This window comes from Citrobacter sp. CK198, assembly GCF_030333295.1.
Classification (GTDB): domain Bacteria; phylum Pseudomonadota; class Gammaproteobacteria; order Enterobacterales; family Enterobacteriaceae; genus Citrobacter_B; species Citrobacter_B koseri.
In genome coordinates this window covers 201,198-223,204 of the sequence record NZ_JAOWGE010000027.1, presented here as the reverse complement: position 1 = coordinate 223,204, position 22,007 = coordinate 201,198, and the positions used below count along the sequence as shown (strand labels likewise).

Sequence of the window (22,007 nt, the reverse complement as noted above, 5' to 3'; positions counted from 1 at the left end):
CACCGCGTATGAAGCGAGTTGGGGGCGACATAATAAAATGCCGTTTTCAGCGCAGCGTTGCATAACCTCTGGAGAACGCAATTTCTTCCCGGTCGCAGACGACTTGCCAGGCGTCTGCTGACGGGGTGATAAATCCCCGCAGCCCCAGAGGCCGTAATAGCGTGGCGTCGCGTTCTGTATTCAGCGTCAGCAGCGCCGTTTGCAGCGCCGCAATGGCCTGTGGATTAACGGTATCGCTTGCCACCAGTAAAGGCATCGGTGCAGGAACGCTGCGCGTCAGTATGCGCACATGGCGCGTTAGTTCCGGCTCATACCGGCACAGAAGCGACCAGGCATAGCTGTCCAACGGGCCGACATCCGCTTCGCCCGCCGCCAGCGCTTCCACCACGCGTCGCGGGGTGATTAGCGGCCCGACAAGCGTGCGATAGAGCGTCTTTCGCGTCTCGTTAATGTATGCCGACAGATGATAGCGTACCGCGTTATAGCCGGAGTGCGACTCCGGGTTGGTATACGCCAGCCGCCCGCCGAACGTCTCTTCCAGACATCTGGCGGTAGACGATGTCGGCACCATAAATAGGGTGCGGTAGTGCCCTGGAATCCCTTCCCTGGCGGCCTCTTCCGTAACCGGCGCGGCCACCGGGCGTACCGGAAAGCGCCGCTGCGCGAAGGGCCAGCCGCACATGAATACCGCCAGCAGATCGGAACGAGCCCATAGCCCCTCCAGCCTGGCCGGGGCCGGGTAGTCAACAATCTCTGCCGTCAGCCCGGCGCGGCGCACGGCTTCGGACAGGAGTCTTTTCCACCCCTCCGCCGCTGCCGGAGTTACTGAGTACATTCTTGCGTTAACAATCATCGGTAGCGTAGCTCCTGACCAATACCCAGCGCACGCGCTTTCTTCAGCATCGTATGCCCCAGCGCAATATCGCTTAGCGACAGCCCCCGGTGCCAGAAGAGGATGGTTTCATCATCATTTTCACGGCCTGGCTTCGTGCCCGCGACAATGTCACCCAGCTCGGCATGCAGGGTATGCTCACTTAATTTTCCCGCTTCTACGTGGGCTCGCAGTGAACCAAACATGCCGCCTTTGCACTGCCCCCAGTCGTCCACCACCAGCTTGTCCATCATGTCGGTGAGCGACAGCTCCACGGCGCTCATGGTGCCGTAGGGCACAACAAAGGCGCCGGGCTTTATCCATTCTGTTTTTAACAGCGGCGTCGGCGCATTAAGACGCGAGGCTTCGACCACAATATCTGCGCCGCGCACGCAGCTTTCCCAGTCATCGGTAACGATGATTTTTTTGCCGAGATCCTGCTCCAGACGGCGGGCAAATGCGGTACGGCTTTCCGGGCGACGCGAATGAATGCGGATTTCATCAAAATCATAAATGCTGTTGAGCAGACGAACGTTCCACCAGGCGGTTCCCCGCGCGCCGATATGCCCCAGCACTTTACTGTTGCGGCGGGCAAGGTGGCGTGCGCCCAGCGCGGTAAGCGCGCCGGTGCGCATATCGGTGATCGCCGACGCGTCCAGAATGGCGACCGGCATCCCGGTGCGCGGATCGAACAGGTTCAGCAGCGCCATTTCCGAGGGCAGCCCGAGCGTATAGTTATTGACGTAATCGCCGACGATTTTTACCCCGGCGAGTCCCAGCGGTTCGATATAACCGCGCAGCACGTTAAAGTGGCCGTTAAACGCTTTATCGGGAATTAAATGCATGCGCGGTTCAATGACTGTTTTTTTCTCTCCCTGTGCCCGCAGCCCGTCCTCCACCGCCGTGAGGATTTCTGTATCCGTGAGCTTCAGTTGGTCAACGTCGGGGCCGTTTAGCCAGGTTAAATGGATGGGTTGATTCATAAATTTCTCTCACTGGTAGCATGGTTCGCATCGGGTCGTACGTGGGTGAAAAGCCGCTGGCGAGTTAATACGCCAACGGGCGCGCCGCATTTGGTGACGGTGATGCTGTCGGCGCGCCGGGAAAGCATTAGCGCCAGCGCGTCTTTCAGGGTAGCGTTGACGTCAAGCCGTTGTGGATGGTCAGCGTTCAGAGACGTTTCCATCGCCTGGGCTACCGGGGTAATAGCAAGAAGTTTCAGCGCCGCATCGCTGCCGACAAAAGCCGCGACGAACTCATCTGCCGGGGCCGAGAGCACTTCAGCGGGCGGGGCATACTGGCACAGGCGTCCTTCGCGCATAATGGCGATGCGATCGCCCATTTTGATGGCCTCATCAAGATCGTGAGTGACGATAATCACCGTCTTTTTCACGCGTTGCAGAATCTGCTTAAACTCGGTCTGTAATCGCCCGCGAACCAGCGGATCGATGGCGCCGAACGGTTCATCCATCAGCATGACCGGCGGGTCCGCCGCCAGTGCGCGGGCAACGCCGACTCGTTGCCGCTGACCACCGGAAAGCGCGGCAGGAAATCGGCTGGCGTATTGCCGGGCATCCAGCCCGACCAGTTCCAGTAATGTTTCCACTCGCGCCTGAATACGCGAGGCGCTCCAGCCCAGCAGGCGCGGCACCGTGGCGATGTTGTCCGCGACGGTCATATGCGGGAACAGTCCGACGTTCTGAATAACGTAGCCGATATGCCGACGCAGCATCACCGGATCTTCTGTTGCGACGTCGCGCCCATTTACCCGGACACGCCCGGAAGTGGGTTGTTCCAGCCGGTTGATTAAGCGCATGGTGGTGGTTTTACCGCAGCCGGAAGGGCCAATCAGGGCCGTGGTGGTTCCCTCTTCAAACGTCATGGAGAGATCGTCAAGCGCTTTACGCGGCGAACCAGGATAAATTTTGCTAATATTTTCCAGTGTAATCATTGTATTAGCCCTTTACGTCGGCTGAGAAAACAGGCGCTCAAGCAGGGCGAAAAGCGCTTCGATAGCCACAGCGAGCAGAATAATCGGCACCGCGCCGACCAGCAGGCGCGACATGTCCATGATGGCAATGCCGGTGGTGACAAAATCCCCCAGACCGCCGCCACCGATAAATGACGCCAGAGCCGCGCCGCCGACAACCTGTACGGCGGCGGTACGGCAGCCGGCGAGAATGCCGGGAGCCGCCAGTGGCAGTACGATTTTGCCTGTGACCTGCCAGGGCGTCAGCCCCATGCCGTGCGCCGCTGAGAGCGTATCCGGGTTCACGGACTGAATGCTGGTGCAGGTGTTGAGCAAAATCGGCGGCACGGCCAGCACCACCAGCGCGACGACTGAAGGCAGCAGGCCAATACCGAGAAACGGCATGACCGCCGCAAGGATCGCCAGACTTGGGATCGTCCGCAGCGTGCTGGCGCCGCTGGTGATGATAAAAGCGAGGCGAGGGATGTTCGCGATCAGCACGCCCGTCGGGATAGCAATAATCAGGGCGATGCTGAGCGCCAGCCCGCACATCATCAGATGCTGCCACACTGCCTGCCAGAACAGCGGCTGGTTATCCAGCACCCATAGCCATGCCTGGATTATCATTGGTCTCTCCCCTGTAAAACGCGCCGCTGTAGCCGGACAAAAAACAGATCCGCGCCGATCGCCAGCAGCGACGTCAGGCCGCCGCCGATAAATATTTTCTCTGGATAGCGCTGATCCAGCCCGGCGAGAATAATTGCGCCAAGTCCACCGGCGTTGATATATGCCGCAACCGTAGCGATGCCGATAAGCGTGGTGGTGGCAATGCGCAGTCCGGTGATGATGAACGGTAGCGCCAGCGGCAGTTCCACTTCGCGCAGATTGCGCCAGGCGCCATATCCCATTCCGCGCGCCGCTTCGCGGACGTCCAGCGGAATGGCATGAAAACCGGTGGCAATATTGCGGGTCAGGATCATCAGTGCATAGGCTGTCAGCCCGACAATCGCCGGGAGCATTCCGATGCCGAGCCACGGGATGAGCAGTGCGAATAGCGCCAGCCCTGGAATGGAAAAAATCATGCCGGTGACCGCCATCACCAGCGCATACAGTCGCGGGCGGCGGGCGGTGGTAATGCCGAGAAACAGTGAAATAGCGAACGCCATCAGCATTGCGGCGCCGACCAGTACCAGATGCTGCCAGAGCGCCAGCAGAATGTCGTCATAGTGTCGCGTCGCCCAGCGCATCAGGAGGTCTCCAGCAATACGGCCCGGCCTGCAAGCCATTCCGGCTGCATTATCGCGTCGGCCAGAACGGAAATGTCGCCAGCACTGGCGCGATCTTCATCCAGCGGTGCCACCCGAGCGCGAATCTTGTCGTGTAATACCGTTGCATAGCGTCCTGGCCGTGGCGACGCCTGAAGATCCAGCGCCTGCGCGGCGACCAGCAGTTCAATGGCCACCAGATAGCGCAGGCTTTCCAGTAGTCGTGTGGTTTTGGCGACCACCCCCATTGCCTGCGAGGCGTAATCTTCAATCCGATCGGCTACCGGCATCGTCAGCGGGGAGAGCGGCTGGGCATGATGGGCGATATCGCTGACCAGCGCGGAAACCGTCTTTTGCAGCGTGGCGAAGCCTGTCTGCCCGGCGTGGCGGGTGAGAAAACGCGGCAGGCCGCTGGCGGCGGGTGACATCAGTTTCATGATGCGTTCGCCGCTGCATGCGGCATGGCGGGCGAGAGCCAGCCCGAGGCTTTCCAGCGCCAGCGCCAGATGCGTGGCATCAAAATTGGCATTTGCCAGAACCTGTTCAGACTCAGCCAGCAGGCCGGGATTGTCGTCGGCGCTGTTGAGTTCCAGTTCCACCGCCGCGCGGGCATTCAACCAGGCATGGCAAACGCAGGCCAGCACCGGCGCGACGCAGCGGAAGCTGAGCGGGTCCTGCAACGAACGCGCGCTGCCGGGCTGGAGTAGCGGGCTGCCTTCCAGCAGCGCCAGCAGATACGCGGCGGTTTTAGCCTGTTGCGGTGCGGGGCGCATCCGCGCCGCCCAGGGCGTCAGCGGCGAGATATTAGCGCGAAACGCTTCAAACGAGAGCACGATAGCGCCCGCGTGGGCGTTCATAAGCCGGGCGGCGTCGTGCAGCAGCAGCGCGGCGAGGCCGACGCTGGCGGCGTTAGACGACACCAGCGCCAGCCCGTCTTTTCCACGCAGCGGCGCAGGCGTCAGACCCGTCTGGTTCAGCAGTGCGGAGACCGGCGCCACCGTACCCTGATATTCCGCTTCGCCATCGCCGATGAGCGCGCATCCGATATGCGCCAGCGGCGCGAGATCCGCTTCGCCGATAGATCCGATAAGCGGAACGCGCGGATGGATGCCTTCGTTGATAAAGGCCAGCAGCGCCTGCGCCACGGGCAGAGAAATACCCGATGCGCCCTGCACGAAACCCGCAAGACGCGCCAGCATGATCGCGCGAACCTGTGCGGGCGTTGCCTGCTGGCCGACACCGACCGCCCGCGCCAGCGGGATTCGTCGCTGAATCGCCTGTAGCAGATCCTCATCGTGACGGTCATTTTGCGTGTGCAGCAGCGTCGTATCGACATTAGCGCCAAGCCCGGTGGTGACGCCATAGATATGCTTTCCGGCGCTGATGCTGTGCAGCAGAAAATCAAAGGACGCGCTGATGGCCTGCTGCGCCTGCGCCCCCAGCGCGACAGTCTGGCCGCAGTCAGCAACAGCTCGCACGTCATCAAGCGTGAGCGGCGCGTCGCCCAGAAAAAGTGTCGTTGTCACGGTCGTACCCTATTTAATTACGCCTTTTGCGCGCAAAAAGTCTTCCGCCACATCGCGCGGTTCTTCTTTATTCTTTTCCACTTCCGCATTCAGTTTTTGCATCGTGGCGTTATCAAGCAACTGGCTGATGTTATTTAAAATGTCGCGAACCTGAGGATGTGCCTGTAGCGCGGCATCGCGCACGACCGGCGCAACTTCGTAGGGAGGGAAGAAGTGTTTGTCGTCTTCCAGTGCGACATACTGGTTTTCCGCGATTTGCCAGTCGGTTGCGAAGCCGTTTGCGACGTCTATTTGCCCGGCAGCAAGGGCGTCGTAGCGCAGGCCGACTTTGGCAAACTGGCGGAAAGCTTTAAATTTAATGCCGTAGGTTTGCTCCAGCCCTTTCAGGCCGTCCTGACGGTCGCCAAACTCCGCACCTGCGCCGATGGTCAGTTCCGGCGCGGCTTTGGCGAGGTCGGAGAGCGTTTTCAGGTGGTATTTCTCGGCGGTTTGTTTGCTCACCAGCAGTGCGTAGCCGTTGTTCACGCGGGCTGGTTGCAGCCAGGTGAGATGATATTGCTGCTGGTAGGCGTCGCTGACCTGCTTAAACACCTGTGCGGCATCGGAGGAAGGCTTTCCTTTGACCACTGCGCTGAGCGCCGTACCGGTATATTCCGGGTACATATCAATTTCGCCTTTCAGCAGCGCGGCGTGGGCGATTAACGTCCCGCCCAGGTTTGTTTTGCGTTCAACGGAAAGACCGGATTGCTCCAGTGCCTGGGCATAGATTTCCGCCAGAATATATTGTTCGGTAAAGTTTTTGCTGCCCACAACGAAATCCGCTGCCTGCGCCTGCGCTGCGAACAACCCCAGCGTCAGCCAGGAGGCTGCCAGTTTGTTTTTTATGCTCATCCCCGTTTCCCCGCAAAGAAATGCATGAATTTACTTGTATATACAAACCAGCGAAGCTAGCAGCATATTGACGGCGCATGAAATAGGGATTCGTTCTTTCTTATAACGAAACTTTAAATGTTTACTATTTGGCTGACTTCTCCTCGTACCAGCATCGTCAGACAAGTTTCAGGCGGGGCTCAGTGCCGTTGAATGGTCTTAACAGCGGAGAGCGCCGGGTGGATACATAAGTAATTTTGGCTGCTCAGTAATCCCATCTTTTTTAATGCCGACCTCTTGTAGTAAGAGACCGTTTTTTCAGAGATGTTTATTGCGCTGTACATTCGTTTCACATTCCCGGCGCGGACTAACTCGCTGAGAATAAAAAACTCTTTGTCAGTGATGGTGTTATTTTCCGTATTTTTTCTATTTGAAATAGCTATCAGAATATCGTTTAATTCTGATAATGTTTTGTTTTTATTGAAGTAATATACACCATACTGGCAAAAGAAATGGCGACGGGAATGCAGGCCTGACGGTGATATGCACAGCGTAACCTTACTAAAGAAAAAGGTTATTAACCTGTCGAGTAAACCCGGCTCTCTGACGGAGAGCAACACAACGGTATCTTTTGATAGCGAAAAAGAGGTGGTTAGCGTGAAACGTTCAAACTCGGCAGCATCGCTTAAAAAAATGCTCTCAACACGCGTACCTGACTCTTTCATCCCTTTCGATATACCCGTCAGATAATAGACGTCATCAGACACTATCACTATTTTCGACTTCATTTGAATCCCTTTTTTATATTTGAAATATGCTGGTTTCCTTAATATTTAAATCGTTATTACGAATGATTCTCGCTCATCAACGGGCCAGAGAAATCCCTGGGCATAATGTACGTCGCTCTCCGAAATAAAGCGGTGCTGGTATTCATTTTCAACGCCTTCCACCAGAACATGATCCGTCAGATATTCCACCTGCTTTACCAGCGTTGTCATTGCTGGGGTATCCTGTTCAGCGGATATTCTCCAGAGTTCATGTTTATCAATCTTAATCCCATCAAAGCGAAAGGGGAGTTGCGCAATTAACGGAATATGCCTGACATAGAGATCGTCCAGCCAAAGTTGAGTATTAAAAGCGCGCATTAGGGTCAGAATTGCATCAATATGCGGCACAAGTCGCGGAAAATAAGACTCGCTTTGCTGGCAATCAATTTCAATGACCTTTGGGCCGGGTAACATGGCAAGAATCGATCTGAGCCACACCAGATTCATAAGCAATGGAATCGTAATATTAAAAAATAAAATGCCATTGCGATCGTGCTGATTTGCTACTCCCGTGCATATCTGTTCCTGAACAATATGTGACAGGAGTTCTGGCGAAACAGAGCGGAAAAATAGCTCTGGATCTGCCCCTTCCGGCTGGCAGAGCACCTCACCGCCAATCCGTCTACCGGTCTGGACATGAATGATAGGTTCGATACGGCACATGAGTTTCATAATAATGGCATATCCTTTTTAATTATAAACGGTGCATCGGGCTTTTCTGGGATTAATTAAATCGGTCGCGATAAGATATGCTTGCACTTTTTAGTGGATTACTGTTTATCGCTTTCAGCATTTTTATGTGTTCATTTTTAGTGCTTAGATGCAGCTTTTTATTGATCTTTTTGATGTAGTAAAAAAGCGTGTGATAGCGTTTATTTATTATTTTTGCGATGTCATGGGTAGGCGTGCTGTGGGCCAGTTCGGTCAGAACGGTCCATTCAATGTCGTCAAAAGAATCCGGCTGTTCTATTTCAGCCATGAGATCGTTAATGTACTGGCTGTAAAAAGCCTCATCCAGCCAGCAGGCATGAACGGCATGATTAAGCTCGGACATGGGTTCATACTTAGAAACGATATTGATATAATGAAAACTTCGCAAAACCTGAAGCAGGTAACTGTTACGCGTAAAAGTAAACACCGTTAAGCGAATGCCAGGATAGTTTATCTGCATATCATAAATGAAATTAAGCGCCTCCAGCGCACTCTCCTCCAGCGTAAAAACTTCCATGACGACATTATCAATAATATGGTTTTCTATTTTGTATTTTGCTTCTCTGAATGTCGGGCTGGTGTGTAGTACCAAAGGGTTGATCAGGTGTTTGCAAAGAAAATTAATCATATAGTTATCGGTATCAATAATTAACGTTGAATGGAGCGGCTGCGTAACGCTATTTAATGACTTGACAGAGTTTTCTATCATGACTAAATCAAATCTTGCAGTGGAAGGATTACAGGATGAGTCCTCACTGCTGAGATAAAGAAATTGATCGTTCTGTAGTGTACGCATTATATTTTTCGATCCGCATATCGTTTACAATAATGACAAGATGTAAAATTTAACTGTAACTATTTATAAAATAAGAAAATAATAGTGATGCTATTAAAACACACCATGATAAGGCGTTGATATACACTTCATCCTTCAGGCTGCCTCTTTGTTGGCTGCGCTCATTCACCCCGGTCACGTACTACGTGTACGCTCCTGGGGGCTCATTCACTTGCCGTCTCGATGCTTCTCAAATGATTTTGTGTATAAATGTCTTTCTTTTTTTGTTGAGGCTTCTGATTATTTCAGTAGATGACTATTCTGTTTCTCGCCTTTTATCATGGGTAAATGATGTTTACTTTCGCCGTGGTTTGTATTCTGCCTTCCGTCGGTTTTGCACCATAGATGTAATAATATGCTCTCAGTGGAATATCAAAATTGCTTCCCCACTGTGCAATCTTATAGAGTTCATACTCGCTGGTAATATTACCTGCGGTAAGCTCTGTCTGGCTGATGGCAATTTTTTTACTGGTATCGGCACGCATAATTCGCACCCCAATATTCCTTGCCGTTCCCTGGGTGTTTTTCAGGGTGTATTTATCCGTATCGACGCTGGCGCTACTGAGATAAAACTGAATGGTGCGTGTGCTCATGCCTTCTAACAGGTCGCTGCATTCGGCATGCAGAGTGAAGTTTTCATAAAACTGCGCTTCCTTTCCTGCGGATATCAGGCTGGTAAGATCGGTTTCCGGTAGCGTGACCGTCGTATCCGGGATGCTACAGGTGCTGACATGAGGACGATAATTGATCGTGATATTCTGGTAGAACAGGCGTTTCTCTTCGTCAGAACCGATAAGGCCTAATATCCATTTAATGAATTCGGCTAAATTAACGCCGGGAAACCAGAAATCGATACCTGAAGCATCAACAACGGATATAGCGTGAGCAAGAGTAATACTGGTTGCGTCCGGGCCAACGTTATAGACATAGGCCGGGTTGGCGCCGCTCGGTACGCTTTTGAGTAACTTAGCCTTATAGGTATAGACCACGTTATTCAGCGAAGTACCGGGAATATGACTTTCTCCAGAGCGACTATAGTCTTTTTTCGTGGGTACAATATTGCCGATGGTGAATTGCAATACATAGTTACCATAATTGATATAGGCCGTGCTGTTGGCCATTTCAGAGATAATGGCAACACGGTTAGCATAACCAATCCATTCGCCGGTACAGCTAAACGTACCGGATGACAGCGACAGGTTCTGCGAACCTGTGGTTTCGCTGCTGAGGGAAAGTGAATCCAGGTTGAGCACCAGATTGCTCTCTTTTTGTGCGCCGGAATCGCTTTTACAGGAGGCCTGTACGCCATAGCTTATCGATCCCAGTAGCCAGGCAAGAATTAACGTTATTGTACGGATAGTGATTTTCATCCTCTGCTCCTGCCATTAGCGGCAAATATTTATCTGACCATCGTGGGTCGGCTGGCTAATAACACAGCTTTGGCGGCCGTCACTGCTGGTTTTGATATGTAAACGTGACGGGAGCTGTTCCGTTTTCAGATACAACATTCCTCCCTGGGCGACATATCCGACGCTGGCGCCAGCATCGTCAAAAATTTCGGTGCCGAAGGGGAGAGGGCGCCCGTTAACGGCCCGTGCTGGCAACATGAACTGCCGCCGTTGGTCGGTATCGAAGCGCACATAGGTGACGGAACCCGCATAAGGCACCACTTCCTGGATATTGCCTTTCAGCTCAACGCCTTCCTTCATATGGGTGGTATCTAACTGGATTCGGTTTTTACGGTACGGGGACAGGTAAGGAACCAACGCTTTCCCGGCGGTATTCGTGGTGCGTGTGCCGTCGCCGCCCAGCGTGGCTCCTTGAGCGCCTGGCGCGTCGATAATTGCGAAGGTATCGCCCAACTGGCTGGACGTCAGCAGGCCGCCCCGATAAGCCACCAGGCTACCGCTGGCCCCCGCGCCGATCTGACGATAGTCTCCTGACTCGCTATAGCTGCCGTTTAAGGTGGTAAACGCAGTGCGATAGCTCAGGCTGCTGCTGGCCGAGTTATTTCCACCGCGACGGTTGCTGCCGCTGACGCTATAGGTCGCCTGATTAAATTCGCCTGCGGTTCCGCTGATCCCCATGTTCGTGTCGGAATAGCCGTCACGATTAAATGTAACGCTGCTGTTGAGGAAGACGGGCCGTTCAAAGAGACTCAGGGGCACCGAGAACGTGAGGTAATAACGTCGCTCTTCGCGCTGATTATCGTTACGCATGCTGCTGGCTGAGAGGGTATAACTTACGGCGCCAACGTGGTTGGAATACCCCAGTTGATACTCTTTTGTTGTGCCATGACCATTCCAGTAGTCCCGCCAGGCTCCTGATAAGTAAAGGGAACCCAGTTCCTCACCCAGAGACTGGCTCAGGTTGATATTAAAGGTGTTTTTCTGGCGCATATATCTGGCATTAGGGCTGTCAGCGTTCTCTTTTTGCCAGTTGTGCAAAGCGATTGCATCATTGAAGCTGTAATAGTTTTTCGTGGAATAGCGATACGCCGCCAGCGCAAAGTTCGTCCCGGTGACATTGAAGAAGCGGCTAAAGGCGACTTTGTAACTTTGCCCGCGGACTTTTTTATCTGCCGGAATTTGCGTTTGTGACTGTGTGACGTCAAAAGACAGCGCGCCAAACGGGAGATTAAGGCCGCTCCCGAGAAGAAACGCGTTATAGTCTTCGCTGTAAATTACCCCGGTATAACCGGTGATCAGGTTATTGATCCCGTATTGATAGCTGCCCTGGGCAAACTGGGGGCGATAGCGGCTTTCTTCCGTGCGCGCTTCCCCCAGCAACAGACCATATTTCCCAATCCCTTCTTGCAGCATGTTTGGCACCGAAGAAAAGGGGACGATGAAACTGCTGGTGCGCCCGTCTGCTTCAATGACTTCGACATTCAGATCGCCGCCTGAGCCGGTAGGAAGGATATCCGCAATTTCAAATGGGCCAGGCGACACGTTTTTCTGATAAATAACCTGCCCGTTCTGACTAATTTTAACCAGCGCGTTAGACTGTGCGACGCCGCGTACAATCGGGGAAAAGCCCTGCTGAGAATCGGGTAACATGCGCATATCCGTGCCCATGCTGACGCCGCGAAAACGCAAAGAGTCAAAAAGATCGTTGCTGGAATAGCTGTCACCCATGCGGATGATCGATTTAAGCGCAGCGATCCCGCGCTCAACGTAGCGTGTATTGTTTGTCCATGATCCTTCCACGCCCTTGCTTTTGTTATAGCTGGAGCTATCGCGAAATTGCCAGCCAAACGCATTCAGCCCGCTGTTTAACTGGAAATAGGCGTTTTCCTGATTGCGTCCTCCGCCTTTGGCTTCGTTGTAGTTATAGTTGGCATTGTATCCCAGCATCAGCGCCGGAATGCCTTCATCCCAAAAGACGGGATCGACATAACCGCGCAGCGTCTGGCGAATATACGCCTGGGGAATGGTCAGACGTAGCGACATATCGGCCGCATTGACTTTCATACTGCCTCCGTGCAGTAACGTATTCACATCCACTCGCTCGCTGGCGCTGTTTGCGGCAGGGACTATTGAGGGAAGAAGCCCAAGCTGGGCAATATTCTCATGCTGGAAAAACGTTCCTTCATCCGTGATATAAACGGGAAGGCGGCCTTTCCACTCCTCGTTAATAAAAACATCAAACGGGTATTCACCAGGAGGAAGCGCAGAGGCACGATAAAAACGCGACATATCGGCATTTTTAGAGTCACCGGCTAAAAAGTCAGTATTGAAAGCCACGGCATACGCCCGACTATAAATAGACATCATCGCCAGTATTGGCAATAAACATGCGTATTGACTCTTTTTACCAGCCATTGCCATCCCCATTCATTTGGACATTATTATATTATTTTGTGGTGAATGAATATTTTTGATATGAACCGTAATCATCAACTAACAGAATATCCAAAGCCTGCCCCGATAAAGCCGCCCCTGTCGTGGGTATTGTCAGTGTTGACAATGGCGCAATCATTTTCGGTTCGCCAGTAAGAGATTTACCTCGTGAACTCATTGTGGCAATCGATGCGAAATAAGGAGCCCGGTTTGTGGCGACAAGTTGATTACCCTGCGCGCTAAACGATAAATACTTATGTAAATCGCTGACTGGAATCGTAAGTTCGGTCGGGCGATAAAATAATTTGATGCGCGACTTAATGGCGATTTGCATCGTGTTTTTGCCATCAAGATTTTCCTGTTTTGGCGGAATATCCAGCACATTCAGGTAATAAACGGATTCCCTGTCCTGAGGCAGCGCGTTGGCTGAACCGGTATAGCGAATGCGCAGCTGCTGGCCGCTACCGCCTTCAACTTTCACCACTGGCGGCGTCAGCAAAAAGGGAACCTGAGCGGTTTCTGGCGTAGAGTCTGGATTACCTTCGTCTATCCAGGCCTGAATTAACGCCGGACTGTTGCCACGGTTAATCAGCTGAACCGTTGTTTCTTTTTGTTCTTCAGGATAGATAACCCTGGTATTGCTAATAATAACATTCGCCAGACTGCTAAAGCTGAAGGCAATAAGCGTTAGAAAAATGAGAGAACGTTTCATATTAACCTGAAAAAAGAGAGCCTAATCTAATCAATATACCTGGTCGCGTTTATTTTCTCTCTTCCCTTCTGAATTGCAGGTATAAGAATACCTCACCAGAAGGTGAAAATAATTCGCGAATACAATAAGTCAATAATGACGGATCAGGCTCTTTATTTATATGAGTAAATTAACCCGTTGCTTATAAATACGCGACGGTATAAGTCAGCATGGTGTTAACGGCACCGGTATCGGCAGCGTCTGAACCGACTTTATAGTAGTTCGCATACAGATCGACAGTGGCGCTATCACCTTCAACATTCGTATCAAGGTTAGTATGCAGGTTCAGCGGCGTCTGGCTATTGGCCAGCGTGCTGAGTGCGATACCCACGTTTTTCTTCGTGCCGTCGGTTCTCAACTGTGTGTTGTTCAGATACAGACCATCGTTAGAAATACTGTCTGAACTCAGGATCAGATTCAGGGTATTTTTATTTCCCGCGCCATCGTCCTGCCCCAGGGAAGCAGAAGTACAGCCGGTAAATTCCAGAGTAAATTGTTTACGGTTTTTCTGGATCAGACCTGCGGTAGATGCATCGCTAACGGCGATGGGATCTAATGGAATCGTCAGGTCAGCAGAGTTTCCGCCGTTAATTGTACAGGTTGTATCAGTAACCTGGCCGGTAAAGGTGATAGTACCGCCAGAAGCCTCGGTTGCAGCGCTGACATTAAAGGCTGCGAAGGATGACGCGATAACGAAAGAAGAGATAGCGAGCTTTTTCATTGATATTAACTCCAGTATGTTTGCTCCCGTCCTGGGGACGAACATTTCATGTCACAAAACCGTCCTGGTCTTGCTGTCTACATCCGTAAAATCCCTGAAAACGGAAAAATGGAGCCTGCATCATTATTTCCATCAGGTTAGGTGATGATCCTAATTGATGTAACACAATCTTAAAATATCAGTTTAAGAATTTACTTAAATTAAGTGTATAAGTCTGCTGTTTTGGTTTTTTTTCTTGTTTATCAGCATATGGCACTGATCGTGTAACTGAGATGTAACTTTAAATTTTAAAATTCTTATAAAACGAAAGGCAAAATGGAAAAAATCTGATGCTTACATTCAGTAATATTGATTTACACAATCAGGTAACGACAAAAAAAGAGAATATTTTGCGCGCTAATGTTATATTTATAAAGAAAAGTAGTTAAATGTTCTTTGTTTGTTTTATTTTTGTTTCATTATTCAGGGTGGATTATTTTAATTAATAAGATTTATTAAAATGAAAGTGGGTGAAGAGGATGAGCAAAAGGGATAAAAACGCCCAGGCATGCAATATAAAATGGCGTTTTAATAAAAAGGAGAGCGGAGGGGGATTGCTGCTTATTCTTACAGGTACGCACTGACGCTAACTAAATAGTGCAATGGCAGGGGAGCAGAGTGTACGGCTTTGCCATATGGGGACTGTTATATACCGCAAACTCCGTATTTTTATAGGCGGGGCTGCGTTCTGTCGTTGCATTCCGGTCTTTATCTGTCCCTTAATTCGCTCCCGATCACCGCAGACTTCCCAGCATTTTATCTTCTTCGGCGCCGCTGATTAACCGGGTTAATTCCTGACAGGCAGCAATACGGCCATTTTCTAATGTGAAACAGGCAAAGACTTCGGTTTGTGCCTGTTCGCCGTTCGTTTTGATGACGGTCACCAGGTGATGGGTCAGAACGTGATTGCCCTGCTGAGCGATGGCCAGAATGTTCACCTTCATGGTACGAGTAACCTGTTTTAGTTTTGCCATGTGTGCGACGAAGTTCTCGTAATCAAGGTCGATGCCATTTACCGTCTGGCGATAATCGGGCGTGAAAAATGATTCGATAGTGTGTTCATCGTGCCCAGGTCGGGAAATAACGGCATCAAGCGCCTGAGCAATGCGTTGCATCATATTTTCCAATGTTCTCTTCCTCATCGTGATTGCGTACAGGGAAGATTACCCTCAGACTGAAGCGGCAAAGTAACCGTAGTAAGACAATAAATACGTTAAATCGGCCATGATGATAGAAAGCATTCAACCTTTACATCACTCCTCTAAGCATACGACTCAGTGGCACCATCACCCTGGCGGGCAATTGTACTGGGTCACGCGTGGCATGGTGATGGTCGAAACGGAACAAGGGCAGTGGGCGTTGACGCCCGGTTCGGTAGGGTGGATTCCGCCGTCGTTACCCCATTGCGCGTGGATGCCGGTGAGTGCATATGGCGCCAGTCTGCACTTCAGCGCGGAATATTGCGGGGCCTTTCCCTCCTCGCCGTGCATTCGGGCAGCGTCGCCTTTTTTACTGCTGTTGCTTGAGAAAATTTGTGGGGAGGGAACCATCGGAGAGCCTTCAGAGCGGCTGGCCCACCTGTTGCAGGTTATGGTCGATGAGATTCGCTATGCTGATGCGCTCTCTTCACAATTGATCCTTCCCGACGACAGAAGGGTCAGACAGATTGCGCAAAAAATACTGGCCGACAGGGCCTGTACGCGGAGTCAGGCAGAGCTGGCGAAACAGGCCGGGCTGAGCGTCAGGACGTTGAGCCGCCTTTTTATACAGCAGACGGGATTAACATTCGGTCAGTGGAAGCAAAAAGCGAAAGTCATTTTGTCTCTGGAATATTTACTGCGCGGAGAGCCTGTCAGCCTTGTCGCGCAATTAGCGGGTTATGAGAATGTGAGTGCATTTATTGCCGTGTTCAGGCGTTTTATGGGAATGACGCCAGGGCAGTTCTATCTGCGTTTCGGTCATGGTACGAATGTGGTTTAAAAAAAGGTCGCATAAATAGAGTCACTTATGCGACAAGGCACACGGAGTCAGACATCCCTGCCTGTATAATAGAATCTTATGATTTGTTCTTCGTTTTCTCCAGAATGACGCCTTCCAGAAAAATAATTCTGTTTTCCAGCAGATTAATATAATCCTTCATCAGGACATTTTCTTGTCGCAACGTTTTAAAGACATTAATTTTTAAGTTAAGGTCGTGGTCTATTTTATTTCTTCCTGTTTTTTTTATGTTTAACAGTTCCCTTTCCATAAATATTCCTTATGCTTATAAGGTTATGCCTTTATTTCTTGTTGCCCATATTTATGCTGTGTAATTATCTTGTCAAGATTATTATTTTTTCTCATTGGATTTAAGATGCAAGGACAATGTACCGGAGAGAATAAATGAGACTCTGGACTCAGGCGTGTTCTGTTTACATTGATGTATTACGCTTTTATCAGTGTTGACATGTTATCAGTTAGTTGTTTATATAACATATATTTTACAGGGAAAAGTTCATAATTGTGATATGGTCACTTGAACTCTTTTTTATTGGACTGCATGTCTTTCATTTTTTTGCTTATTTAGCACGCTCATACAGATCTTTTCTAAACTTTACCTGATGTGCGCCTGTCTTCTTCTTCCTGAAAAGACGTATAATTGTGAAACACAATTCGTACAAGGATAATAATTATGCCGAAAATCATTCAGTCTTTATTATTATTTATTGCACTAAGTAATATCTCAATGGCATCGACGCAGGAAACGGCGTTTTTGGCTGAACGCGGGCTGGCGGGAAAATCGGTTGAGCAAATGGTGGATGCTATCGATCAAAACCCTCAGTCGCGTCCTTTACCGTATACCGCTTCTGTGACCAGCACGGATCTGAAACTGTCGGCGAATGGCGAAACGTACACCTTTCCGCTGGGTGAGAAATTTTATCTCTCGCTGGCGCCTTATGAATATCAAACCCATCCCTGTTTTAACCACAGTCTTTCAGGTTGCCAGGGAGAAATGCCGGACACCTGGTTTGATGTGAACGTGACAGATCGGAACGGTACGGTGTTGATACATAAGAAAATGAAAAGTTATCAGAATGGCTTTATCGGGTTATGGCTGCCGCGTAACACTGAGGGGATGATTGAAATCAGTCATGAGGGGAAAAAAGCGGCTTATTCGTTTAAAACCGCGAATGACAGTCAGACTTGCCTGACCGACCTGCAATTACGCGCTGCCTCGTAAAGAGATAAACAGCCTGAAGAGATGACTGACGATGTGCTGCATTCTTCGCCAGTCTCTATCTTCAGGGCGATTCCCTTGCCGGTGACTCAGCCCCGCATCGGGTGCGAATCACGTATCATGTAATGGTGACTTCTTTTCGGATTTTGTTTTGAAATTCCGTAGACAGCGATTTAAATTGCGCTCGCTTTTCTGTCAGTGTGGTAATGACTTTATTGCTGCTGGTACATCTGCCGTAGATAAAGTCAAAATAGATAGAGCAGTTTGAAACTTTACACAGCGTATTATAATCATCCTGTAGATGCGGAAAGTAAATAGATATTAATGCTTTTATTTTGGAGTAAAGTTTGCTGTCGCCGCTTATTGTCGGTTGTGTTATCGGCGTTTCTGTGGCGCTTTTACTCTTCACTTTTGTAATGAAAAACTCAATGGTGGATATTCGATACGTATGCCATTCGATTTCCATTGCTAACAGCTCCTCATATTTTTGCAGAATTTTATTATTCTGATCCTCTTTCCTTTTGAGTTCCAGCCCATCCATTATTTTTTGTTCTATTTTAGCTTCGGCTTTCAGAATGAGTATCCATCCTCCAGACAGTGCCAGGATGCAGCCAATTATGATTAAGGAGATAATAAATATTATATCCATACATCAGACTCCTTCATTTGTTATTTTGCTCAAATTGCCTGAGTACCATTGCGACACAATCCGGCCTGTACTTAAATCTTATGTTGTGTGATTGCTATAAATTCTGTTGATATTTTAAAAAATAGATGCAGAGTTAGCTGATATGTTTCATTAAGTCAAATCAGATCGCCTTGTCAATGTGTAAATAAAGTATTTGTTTTCTGTTCAAGCGTAAGGTTTTTGATTTTTCTTATTTCTGTTAGACATGAGGCAGAGTATTAGTAATTCTCTTAGGGCGTTAATGGACGAACATACAACAAAAGGAGTTTGTTATGGAGTGGAGCGTCGAAAATAACCTGGTGTGCCCGACAACGGGAACCGCCTTTGCGCTGACCAGCGGAGCGGAAAATCTTAAGTTCATTCTGTGGTATAAGGGCGATTATTTTTTACGCACAGGTTCCGTTATCTCCCCGGAGGATTCAGGCGTCCTGGCGAACGGGAAAAAAAGGAACATCAAAATCCTGCACGTTTTCCCCTACAGCAATGCGTTATGGGCCTCTTTTCATAACCGAATTGATTGCCCGGGAAATGGCGTTGTTACCATCAATCACTGTGCGCGACAGCAGCGGTGCGTATTCACGCTTTGTCCGTATGGCGCGAGGACTGTCACCGGATAAAATAATTTATGGCGTGACTATTCTGGCATCGCAGAACGTCGTCGTTACATGCAGATTGGGTATCCATCCTTTTTATTGCTGTCATTTAAGACGGGCCGGTTTTGTGTCGCCTGAACACAGAGTGCCCTGAGTAGAAAAGAAGCGACCTGATATGTCTTTAAGGTTTATAACAAAATCAGATAAAAGAATCCTTACAGCTTCTGTCTTTCTGTTTTTTCTGGTATTTGCCAGCGTGCTGTGGCTGGAGTTAACGAGCGTACAGCAAAGTAAGCAGGCGCTGCTGCAATCTGAGGTCAAAAGTCTGGCTTTTGTCGTCGATAAAGTATTAGGCGATGCCCGACTGGCGATTGCGCAGGCGCAACCGTTACTGGGTCAGCCCTGTAATACGACACTGGAAAAAAAGCTCAATATTATCCCCACACGCTACCCGCATCTTCAGTCGCTTAACTTTACGCAGGGCAATACGATTTATTGTTCCTCGCTACTCTACAACAAAGGGTACACCCTGAGTCCTGCTCTCTCTTTACAGCAGGGCATAAGGGTTGATCGGGTGATCACCTCTCCGCATGATTTCATCATGATGCTTTATGTTTCTTATCCGGCGGGAAGAATATTTGCGGCTTCTGATGTGCGCATTATTGTTGAGCGCATCAAAAATATGGCGTTCAGCGATCGTATTGTTTTACGCATGAACGATAAAATTTTAACCGCCTCTGGCGTTAAACCGGGGAGTTTGCAGGAGTCGCATTTTTCACACTATATAAAAGCGGAAAGTAATAACAAACTTTATACGATTGCCTGGCGAAAAACCGAACTGGGGGATGCGCTGGTCGTGATCGCCCACTCATGGCGCTATATTGCGATGATTATCGCCAGCGCGCTCGTATCATCCATATTGCTCTGGTTACTGTTATCGCATCGGGCATCATTACCTCATCACCTTGCGGTGGCCATCAGAAGAAATGAAATCCAGCCTTACTACCAGCCGATTGTATGCGCCAAAACAAACCGCGTGATTGGCGCGGAAGTTCTGGCCCGCTGGCAACATTGTGAAGCGGGTTCTGTTTCTCCCGATATCTTTATCCCGGTGGCAGAACGTGCCGGGTTGATTGCCGACCTGACGAAAGGATTACTGGATCTGGTGGTTATCGATATTCAACGCTCGGTCACGGTATTTAAACCGGGTTTTAAATTTAACCTGAACATCAGCCATGCTCATCTGGTGAAGGACTCTTTTTATTCGTTCATCGGGACGTATTCAGGCGTGTTTCGCGAACAGAACCTGCAACTTGTTTTTGAAATCACCGAGCGTGGAGAGATCGAAGTGAATGATGATATCTCCAATAAAATTGATTATATGAAGATTCATAATGTCGGGCTGTCGCTGGATGACTTTGGCACGGGATTTTCTAACCTGTCTTATATCACTGGCCTGCGGCCAGAGAATATTAAAATAGGCCGTATGTTTATTAATCTGATTTCGGAAGGGAAAAATACGCCGCTTGTTGATTGTGTGGTCGAGATGGCACAAAGAATGCGTATTCAAACGACTGCGGAAGGGGTGGAGCATAAGTACCAGGTTGATTATCTTCGATCTAAAAATGTTGATTTCTTCCAGGGCTATTTCTTCTCCCGGCCACTTTCATTCGCGAATTTTATCCGCTTTATCAGAGGTTATCAGGTTGTCACGTAACATACTGATTATAGGAATTATATCCTGAAGGACTCTGCGCGGGGGAGGGGGCGTGATATGAACGATAAGCTATCTCAAGTGCGTGACAGATTACCGCTCATAATAATTATGCTGTATAGCGATGATTCAGACTGGCGTCTCTTTACCTAAATCATACTGAATTAACTGCCATTGCACGGGCGAGCCCTGATAATAAGGCATCATTTCCCCTTTTTTTAGGTTCACTACAGCCGATACCGCGGTGCTGGACAATTGCCAGTAACCGCTTTGTGGACTGGCCTGCCCGCTGTTACGCGTGATGCCGAGAGGTTTGCGACTGGCATCGTTTTGTGACGAACCTGAGGAGAGTGTCGAAAGCATGTAATTACTACTGTCTATCTTCATAACCTAACAATCCATGAGGAACACATATTGTTATCAAGCGACATTTACCGGCAACAACTTAAATCAGGGAGGTGATTATTCATAATGTGAATAAAATCTTGTGACTTATTGCAAATAAAACATAATTTAGCCAAAATAAGCCCCTGTATTGGTTAAAGATTATTCATAATGATTGGTCGCCTGATTAACTGTCTGATACTCCTTGTGTCATTCTCCGCTGCCAGCGCTTATGCGGTTAACTGTCAGCGTGCTTCTATGCCTTTAGAAAACACCATTTGTAACAACGACAATCTTCATTGGCTGGACAGCACAATGACGGTTATCTATCACACGATGTTGGTCAGAAACCCTTCTCAACAGGTTCACAAGAAGTACCAGGAATGGGAAAAGTCGCTACAGGCGTGTACCTCCGACAGCTGCATTGAGCGTGCCTACTATCAGGGCATCAGTTCTATTTCAGACGTTGCCCCGGATTTTGACTGGGAAGGGCTGTGGTGGAACACCAGTGTGTCCAATTTAAGTGGCGGAATGATCCAGTTCAGCCGGAGCGCGGAATGGTCAGTCACGACGGATATTCGCGTCTGGTCGGGATTAAATAAAGATGAGTTTACGGCCGAAGCCCGAAAACTGTACGGCATGGCGCTGGTCGAACGTATTGCCGATACCAGTAATTGCAAACTGCTGTTTATCCCCCGTAAAAGCGGCGCGCTTCAGGTCTACAGCAACGCGGACTGGGGATGCCGGATTTCGATGCCGACGGGGGCATTTATTGATGGGCGTTATCTGCGCTCGGATCACGATCCCCGCCCGAAGGCGACGCTGTACTCGCTGGGAATTTTCTCCGACCCCAAAATGGATGAGCGCTTCCGCGCGCTGGTGGGGGATGATTACCAGAAGTTTGTGGATACCGCCAACGTTTACATTTATCAGGATGATATAGATAACATCGGCGCAACGGTCGTCTCTATGTGGGTGCGTGGCGCGGCGAACAACCATACGGCCATTATTATGTACACGCAAAGCAATATCTGGGCGGCGAGGGTAGAACGCGACAGCGCCGGAAAAATGCAGTTGTACTACTTCAGCACCAGAGGTAACGATATCAAGAAAATGCCGCGTACGCTCGCTGGCTGGAAACTGCGTTACCTGGATCAATAAAACCTGTCGTTATGGGAAAGGAG

At 49.8% G+C, this 22,007-nt stretch carries 23 protein-coding genes; 5 read left to right on the top strand and 18 right to left on the bottom strand.

The features are described 5' to 3' along the window. Positions 1-46 precede the first annotated feature (46 nt). The 15 genes from OGY62_RS06100 to OGY62_RS06030 all read right to left on the bottom strand — a co-directional run bounded on the left by OGY62_RS06100 (position 47) and on the right by OGY62_RS06030 (position 15,345). Positions 47-853, bottom strand: a complete 807-nt coding sequence (locus OGY62_RS06100; RefSeq protein WP_286459344.1) for a phosphate/phosphite/phosphonate ABC transporter substrate-binding protein — start codon at positions 851-853, stop codon at positions 47-49. Then, positions 850-1,854, bottom strand: a complete 1,005-nt coding sequence (locus OGY62_RS06095; RefSeq protein WP_286459342.1) for an ornithine cyclodeaminase family protein — start codon at positions 1,852-1,854, stop codon at positions 850-852. The genes OGY62_RS06100 and OGY62_RS06095 overlap by 4 nt, the downstream gene beginning before the upstream one ends. Next, positions 1,851-2,822, bottom strand: a complete 972-nt coding sequence (locus tag OGY62_RS06090; RefSeq protein WP_047458700.1) for an ABC transporter ATP-binding protein — start codon at positions 2,820-2,822, stop codon at positions 1,851-1,853. Before OGY62_RS06090 ends, OGY62_RS06095 begins: the two co-directional genes overlap by 4 nt. A 12-nt stretch (positions 2,823-2,834) precedes the next feature. Further along, the gene (locus tag OGY62_RS06085) at positions 2,835-3,467 is read right to left on the bottom strand and encodes an ABC transporter permease (RefSeq protein WP_012133747.1); all 633 of its coding nucleotides are present in this window, start codon (positions 3,465-3,467) and stop codon (positions 2,835-2,837) included. Next, positions 3,464-4,087 (bottom strand): ABC transporter permease, encoded by a 624-nt coding sequence (locus tag OGY62_RS06080; protein WP_012133746.1) that lies wholly within the window; start codon positions 4,085-4,087, stop codon positions 3,464-3,466. Before OGY62_RS06080 ends, OGY62_RS06085 begins: the two co-directional genes overlap by 4 nt. Continuing rightward, on the bottom strand, positions 4,087-5,631 hold the full coding sequence (locus OGY62_RS06075; protein ID WP_286459341.1) for an HAL/PAL/TAL family ammonia-lyase: 1,545 nt from the start codon (positions 5,629-5,631) through the stop codon (positions 4,087-4,089). The genes OGY62_RS06080 and OGY62_RS06075 overlap by 1 nt, the downstream gene beginning before the upstream one ends. 9 nt (positions 5,632-5,640) lie before the next feature. Beyond that, positions 5,641-6,522, bottom strand: a complete 882-nt coding sequence (locus tag OGY62_RS06070; RefSeq protein ID WP_286459338.1) for a glycine betaine ABC transporter substrate-binding protein — start codon at positions 6,520-6,522, stop codon at positions 5,641-5,643. Positions 6,523-6,701: 179 nt separating this feature from the next. Next, on the bottom strand, positions 6,702-7,289 hold the full coding sequence (locus OGY62_RS06065) for a LuxR C-terminal-related transcriptional regulator (protein WP_153258667.1): 588 nt from the start codon (positions 7,287-7,289) through the stop codon (positions 6,702-6,704). 45 nt (positions 7,290-7,334) lie between these two features. Further along, positions 7,335-8,000, bottom strand: a complete 666-nt coding sequence (locus OGY62_RS06060) for an EAL domain-containing protein (RefSeq protein WP_286459333.1) — start codon at positions 7,998-8,000, stop codon at positions 7,335-7,337. Positions 8,001-8,052: 52 nt separating this feature from the next. Continuing rightward, on the bottom strand, positions 8,053-8,835 hold the full coding sequence (locus OGY62_RS06055) for a hypothetical protein (RefSeq protein WP_130029234.1): 783 nt from the start codon (positions 8,833-8,835) through the stop codon (positions 8,053-8,055). Between the two features lie 317 nt (positions 8,836-9,152). Beyond that, positions 9,153-10,244: a fimbrial protein gene (locus OGY62_RS06050; RefSeq protein WP_047458669.1), complete on the bottom strand. Its 1,092-nt coding sequence runs from the start codon at positions 10,242-10,244 to the stop codon at positions 9,153-9,155. Positions 10,245-10,259: 15 nt separating this feature from the next. Beyond that, positions 10,260-12,698: a fimbria/pilus outer membrane usher protein gene (locus OGY62_RS06045; RefSeq protein WP_286459331.1), complete on the bottom strand. Its 2,439-nt coding sequence runs from the start codon at positions 12,696-12,698 to the stop codon at positions 10,260-10,262. A gap of 31 nt (positions 12,699-12,729) precedes the next feature. Next, complete coding sequence (locus OGY62_RS06040; RefSeq protein ID WP_286459329.1) at positions 12,730-13,428, bottom strand: fimbrial biogenesis chaperone; 699 nt, start codon at positions 13,426-13,428, stop codon at positions 12,730-12,732. A 181-nt stretch (positions 13,429-13,609) separates the two neighbouring features. Then, a complete protein-coding gene (locus OGY62_RS06035) occupies positions 13,610-14,188 on the bottom strand; it encodes a fimbrial protein (protein WP_024130637.1) in 579 nt (192 codons plus the stop codon). A gap of 773 nt (positions 14,189-14,961) precedes the next feature. Continuing rightward, positions 14,962-15,345 (bottom strand): nuclear transport factor 2 family protein, encoded by a 384-nt coding sequence (locus OGY62_RS06030; protein WP_223849122.1) that lies wholly within the window; start codon positions 15,343-15,345, stop codon positions 14,962-14,964. 106 nt (positions 15,346-15,451) lie between these two features. Between OGY62_RS06030 and OGY62_RS06025 the strand changes: the two genes are divergently transcribed. Further along, positions 15,452-16,207, top strand: a complete 756-nt coding sequence (locus OGY62_RS06025; protein WP_200030895.1) for a helix-turn-helix domain-containing protein — start codon at positions 15,452-15,454, stop codon at positions 16,205-16,207. Between the two features lie 76 nt (positions 16,208-16,283). Here the strand turns inward: OGY62_RS06025 and OGY62_RS06020 are convergent, their stop codons facing one another. Continuing rightward, entirely contained in the window at positions 16,284-16,475 is a 192-nt protein-coding gene (locus tag OGY62_RS06020; RefSeq protein ID WP_049009530.1) for a hypothetical protein, read from the bottom strand. A 423-nt stretch (positions 16,476-16,898) separates the two neighbouring features. Here OGY62_RS06020 and cueP point away from each other — a divergent pair, with 423 nt between their 5' ends. Next, positions 16,899-17,447: a copper-binding periplasmic metallochaperone CueP gene (gene cueP, locus OGY62_RS06015; RefSeq protein WP_049009532.1), complete on the top strand. Its 549-nt coding sequence runs from the start codon at positions 16,899-16,901 to the stop codon at positions 17,445-17,447. Between the two features lie 115 nt (positions 17,448-17,562). On the opposite strand, the gene OGY62_RS06010 is transcribed toward cueP, so the two are convergent. Then, positions 17,563-18,093, bottom strand: a complete 531-nt coding sequence (locus OGY62_RS06010; RefSeq protein WP_012133729.1) for a hypothetical protein — start codon at positions 18,091-18,093, stop codon at positions 17,563-17,565. A 311-nt stretch (positions 18,094-18,404) separates the two neighbouring features. Here OGY62_RS06010 and OGY62_RS06005 point away from each other — a divergent pair, with 311 nt between their 5' ends. Together OGY62_RS06005 and OGY62_RS06000 are read left to right on the top strand one after the other, a co-directional pair. Next, positions 18,405-18,749 (top strand): anti-adapter protein IraM, encoded by a 345-nt coding sequence (locus OGY62_RS06005; RefSeq protein WP_047458657.1) that lies wholly within the window; start codon positions 18,405-18,407, stop codon positions 18,747-18,749. A gap of 151 nt (positions 18,750-18,900) precedes the next feature. Next, positions 18,901-20,442, top strand: coding sequence for an EAL domain-containing protein (locus OGY62_RS06000; RefSeq protein ID WP_053090069.1), 1,542 nt, complete (start codon positions 18,901-18,903; stop codon positions 20,440-20,442). A 126-nt stretch (positions 20,443-20,568) separates the two neighbouring features. Here the strand turns inward: OGY62_RS06000 and OGY62_RS05995 are convergent, their stop codons facing one another. Continuing rightward, positions 20,569-20,826 (bottom strand): hypothetical protein, encoded by a 258-nt coding sequence (locus OGY62_RS05995; RefSeq protein WP_024130634.1) that lies wholly within the window; start codon positions 20,824-20,826, stop codon positions 20,569-20,571. A 168-nt stretch (positions 20,827-20,994) separates the two neighbouring features. Between OGY62_RS05995 and OGY62_RS05990 the strand changes: the two genes are divergently transcribed. Then, complete coding sequence (locus tag OGY62_RS05990) at positions 20,995-21,984, top strand: lysozyme inhibitor LprI family protein (RefSeq protein WP_012133726.1); 990 nt, start codon at positions 20,995-20,997, stop codon at positions 21,982-21,984. The last annotated feature ends 23 nt before the right edge of the window (positions 21,985-22,007 follow it).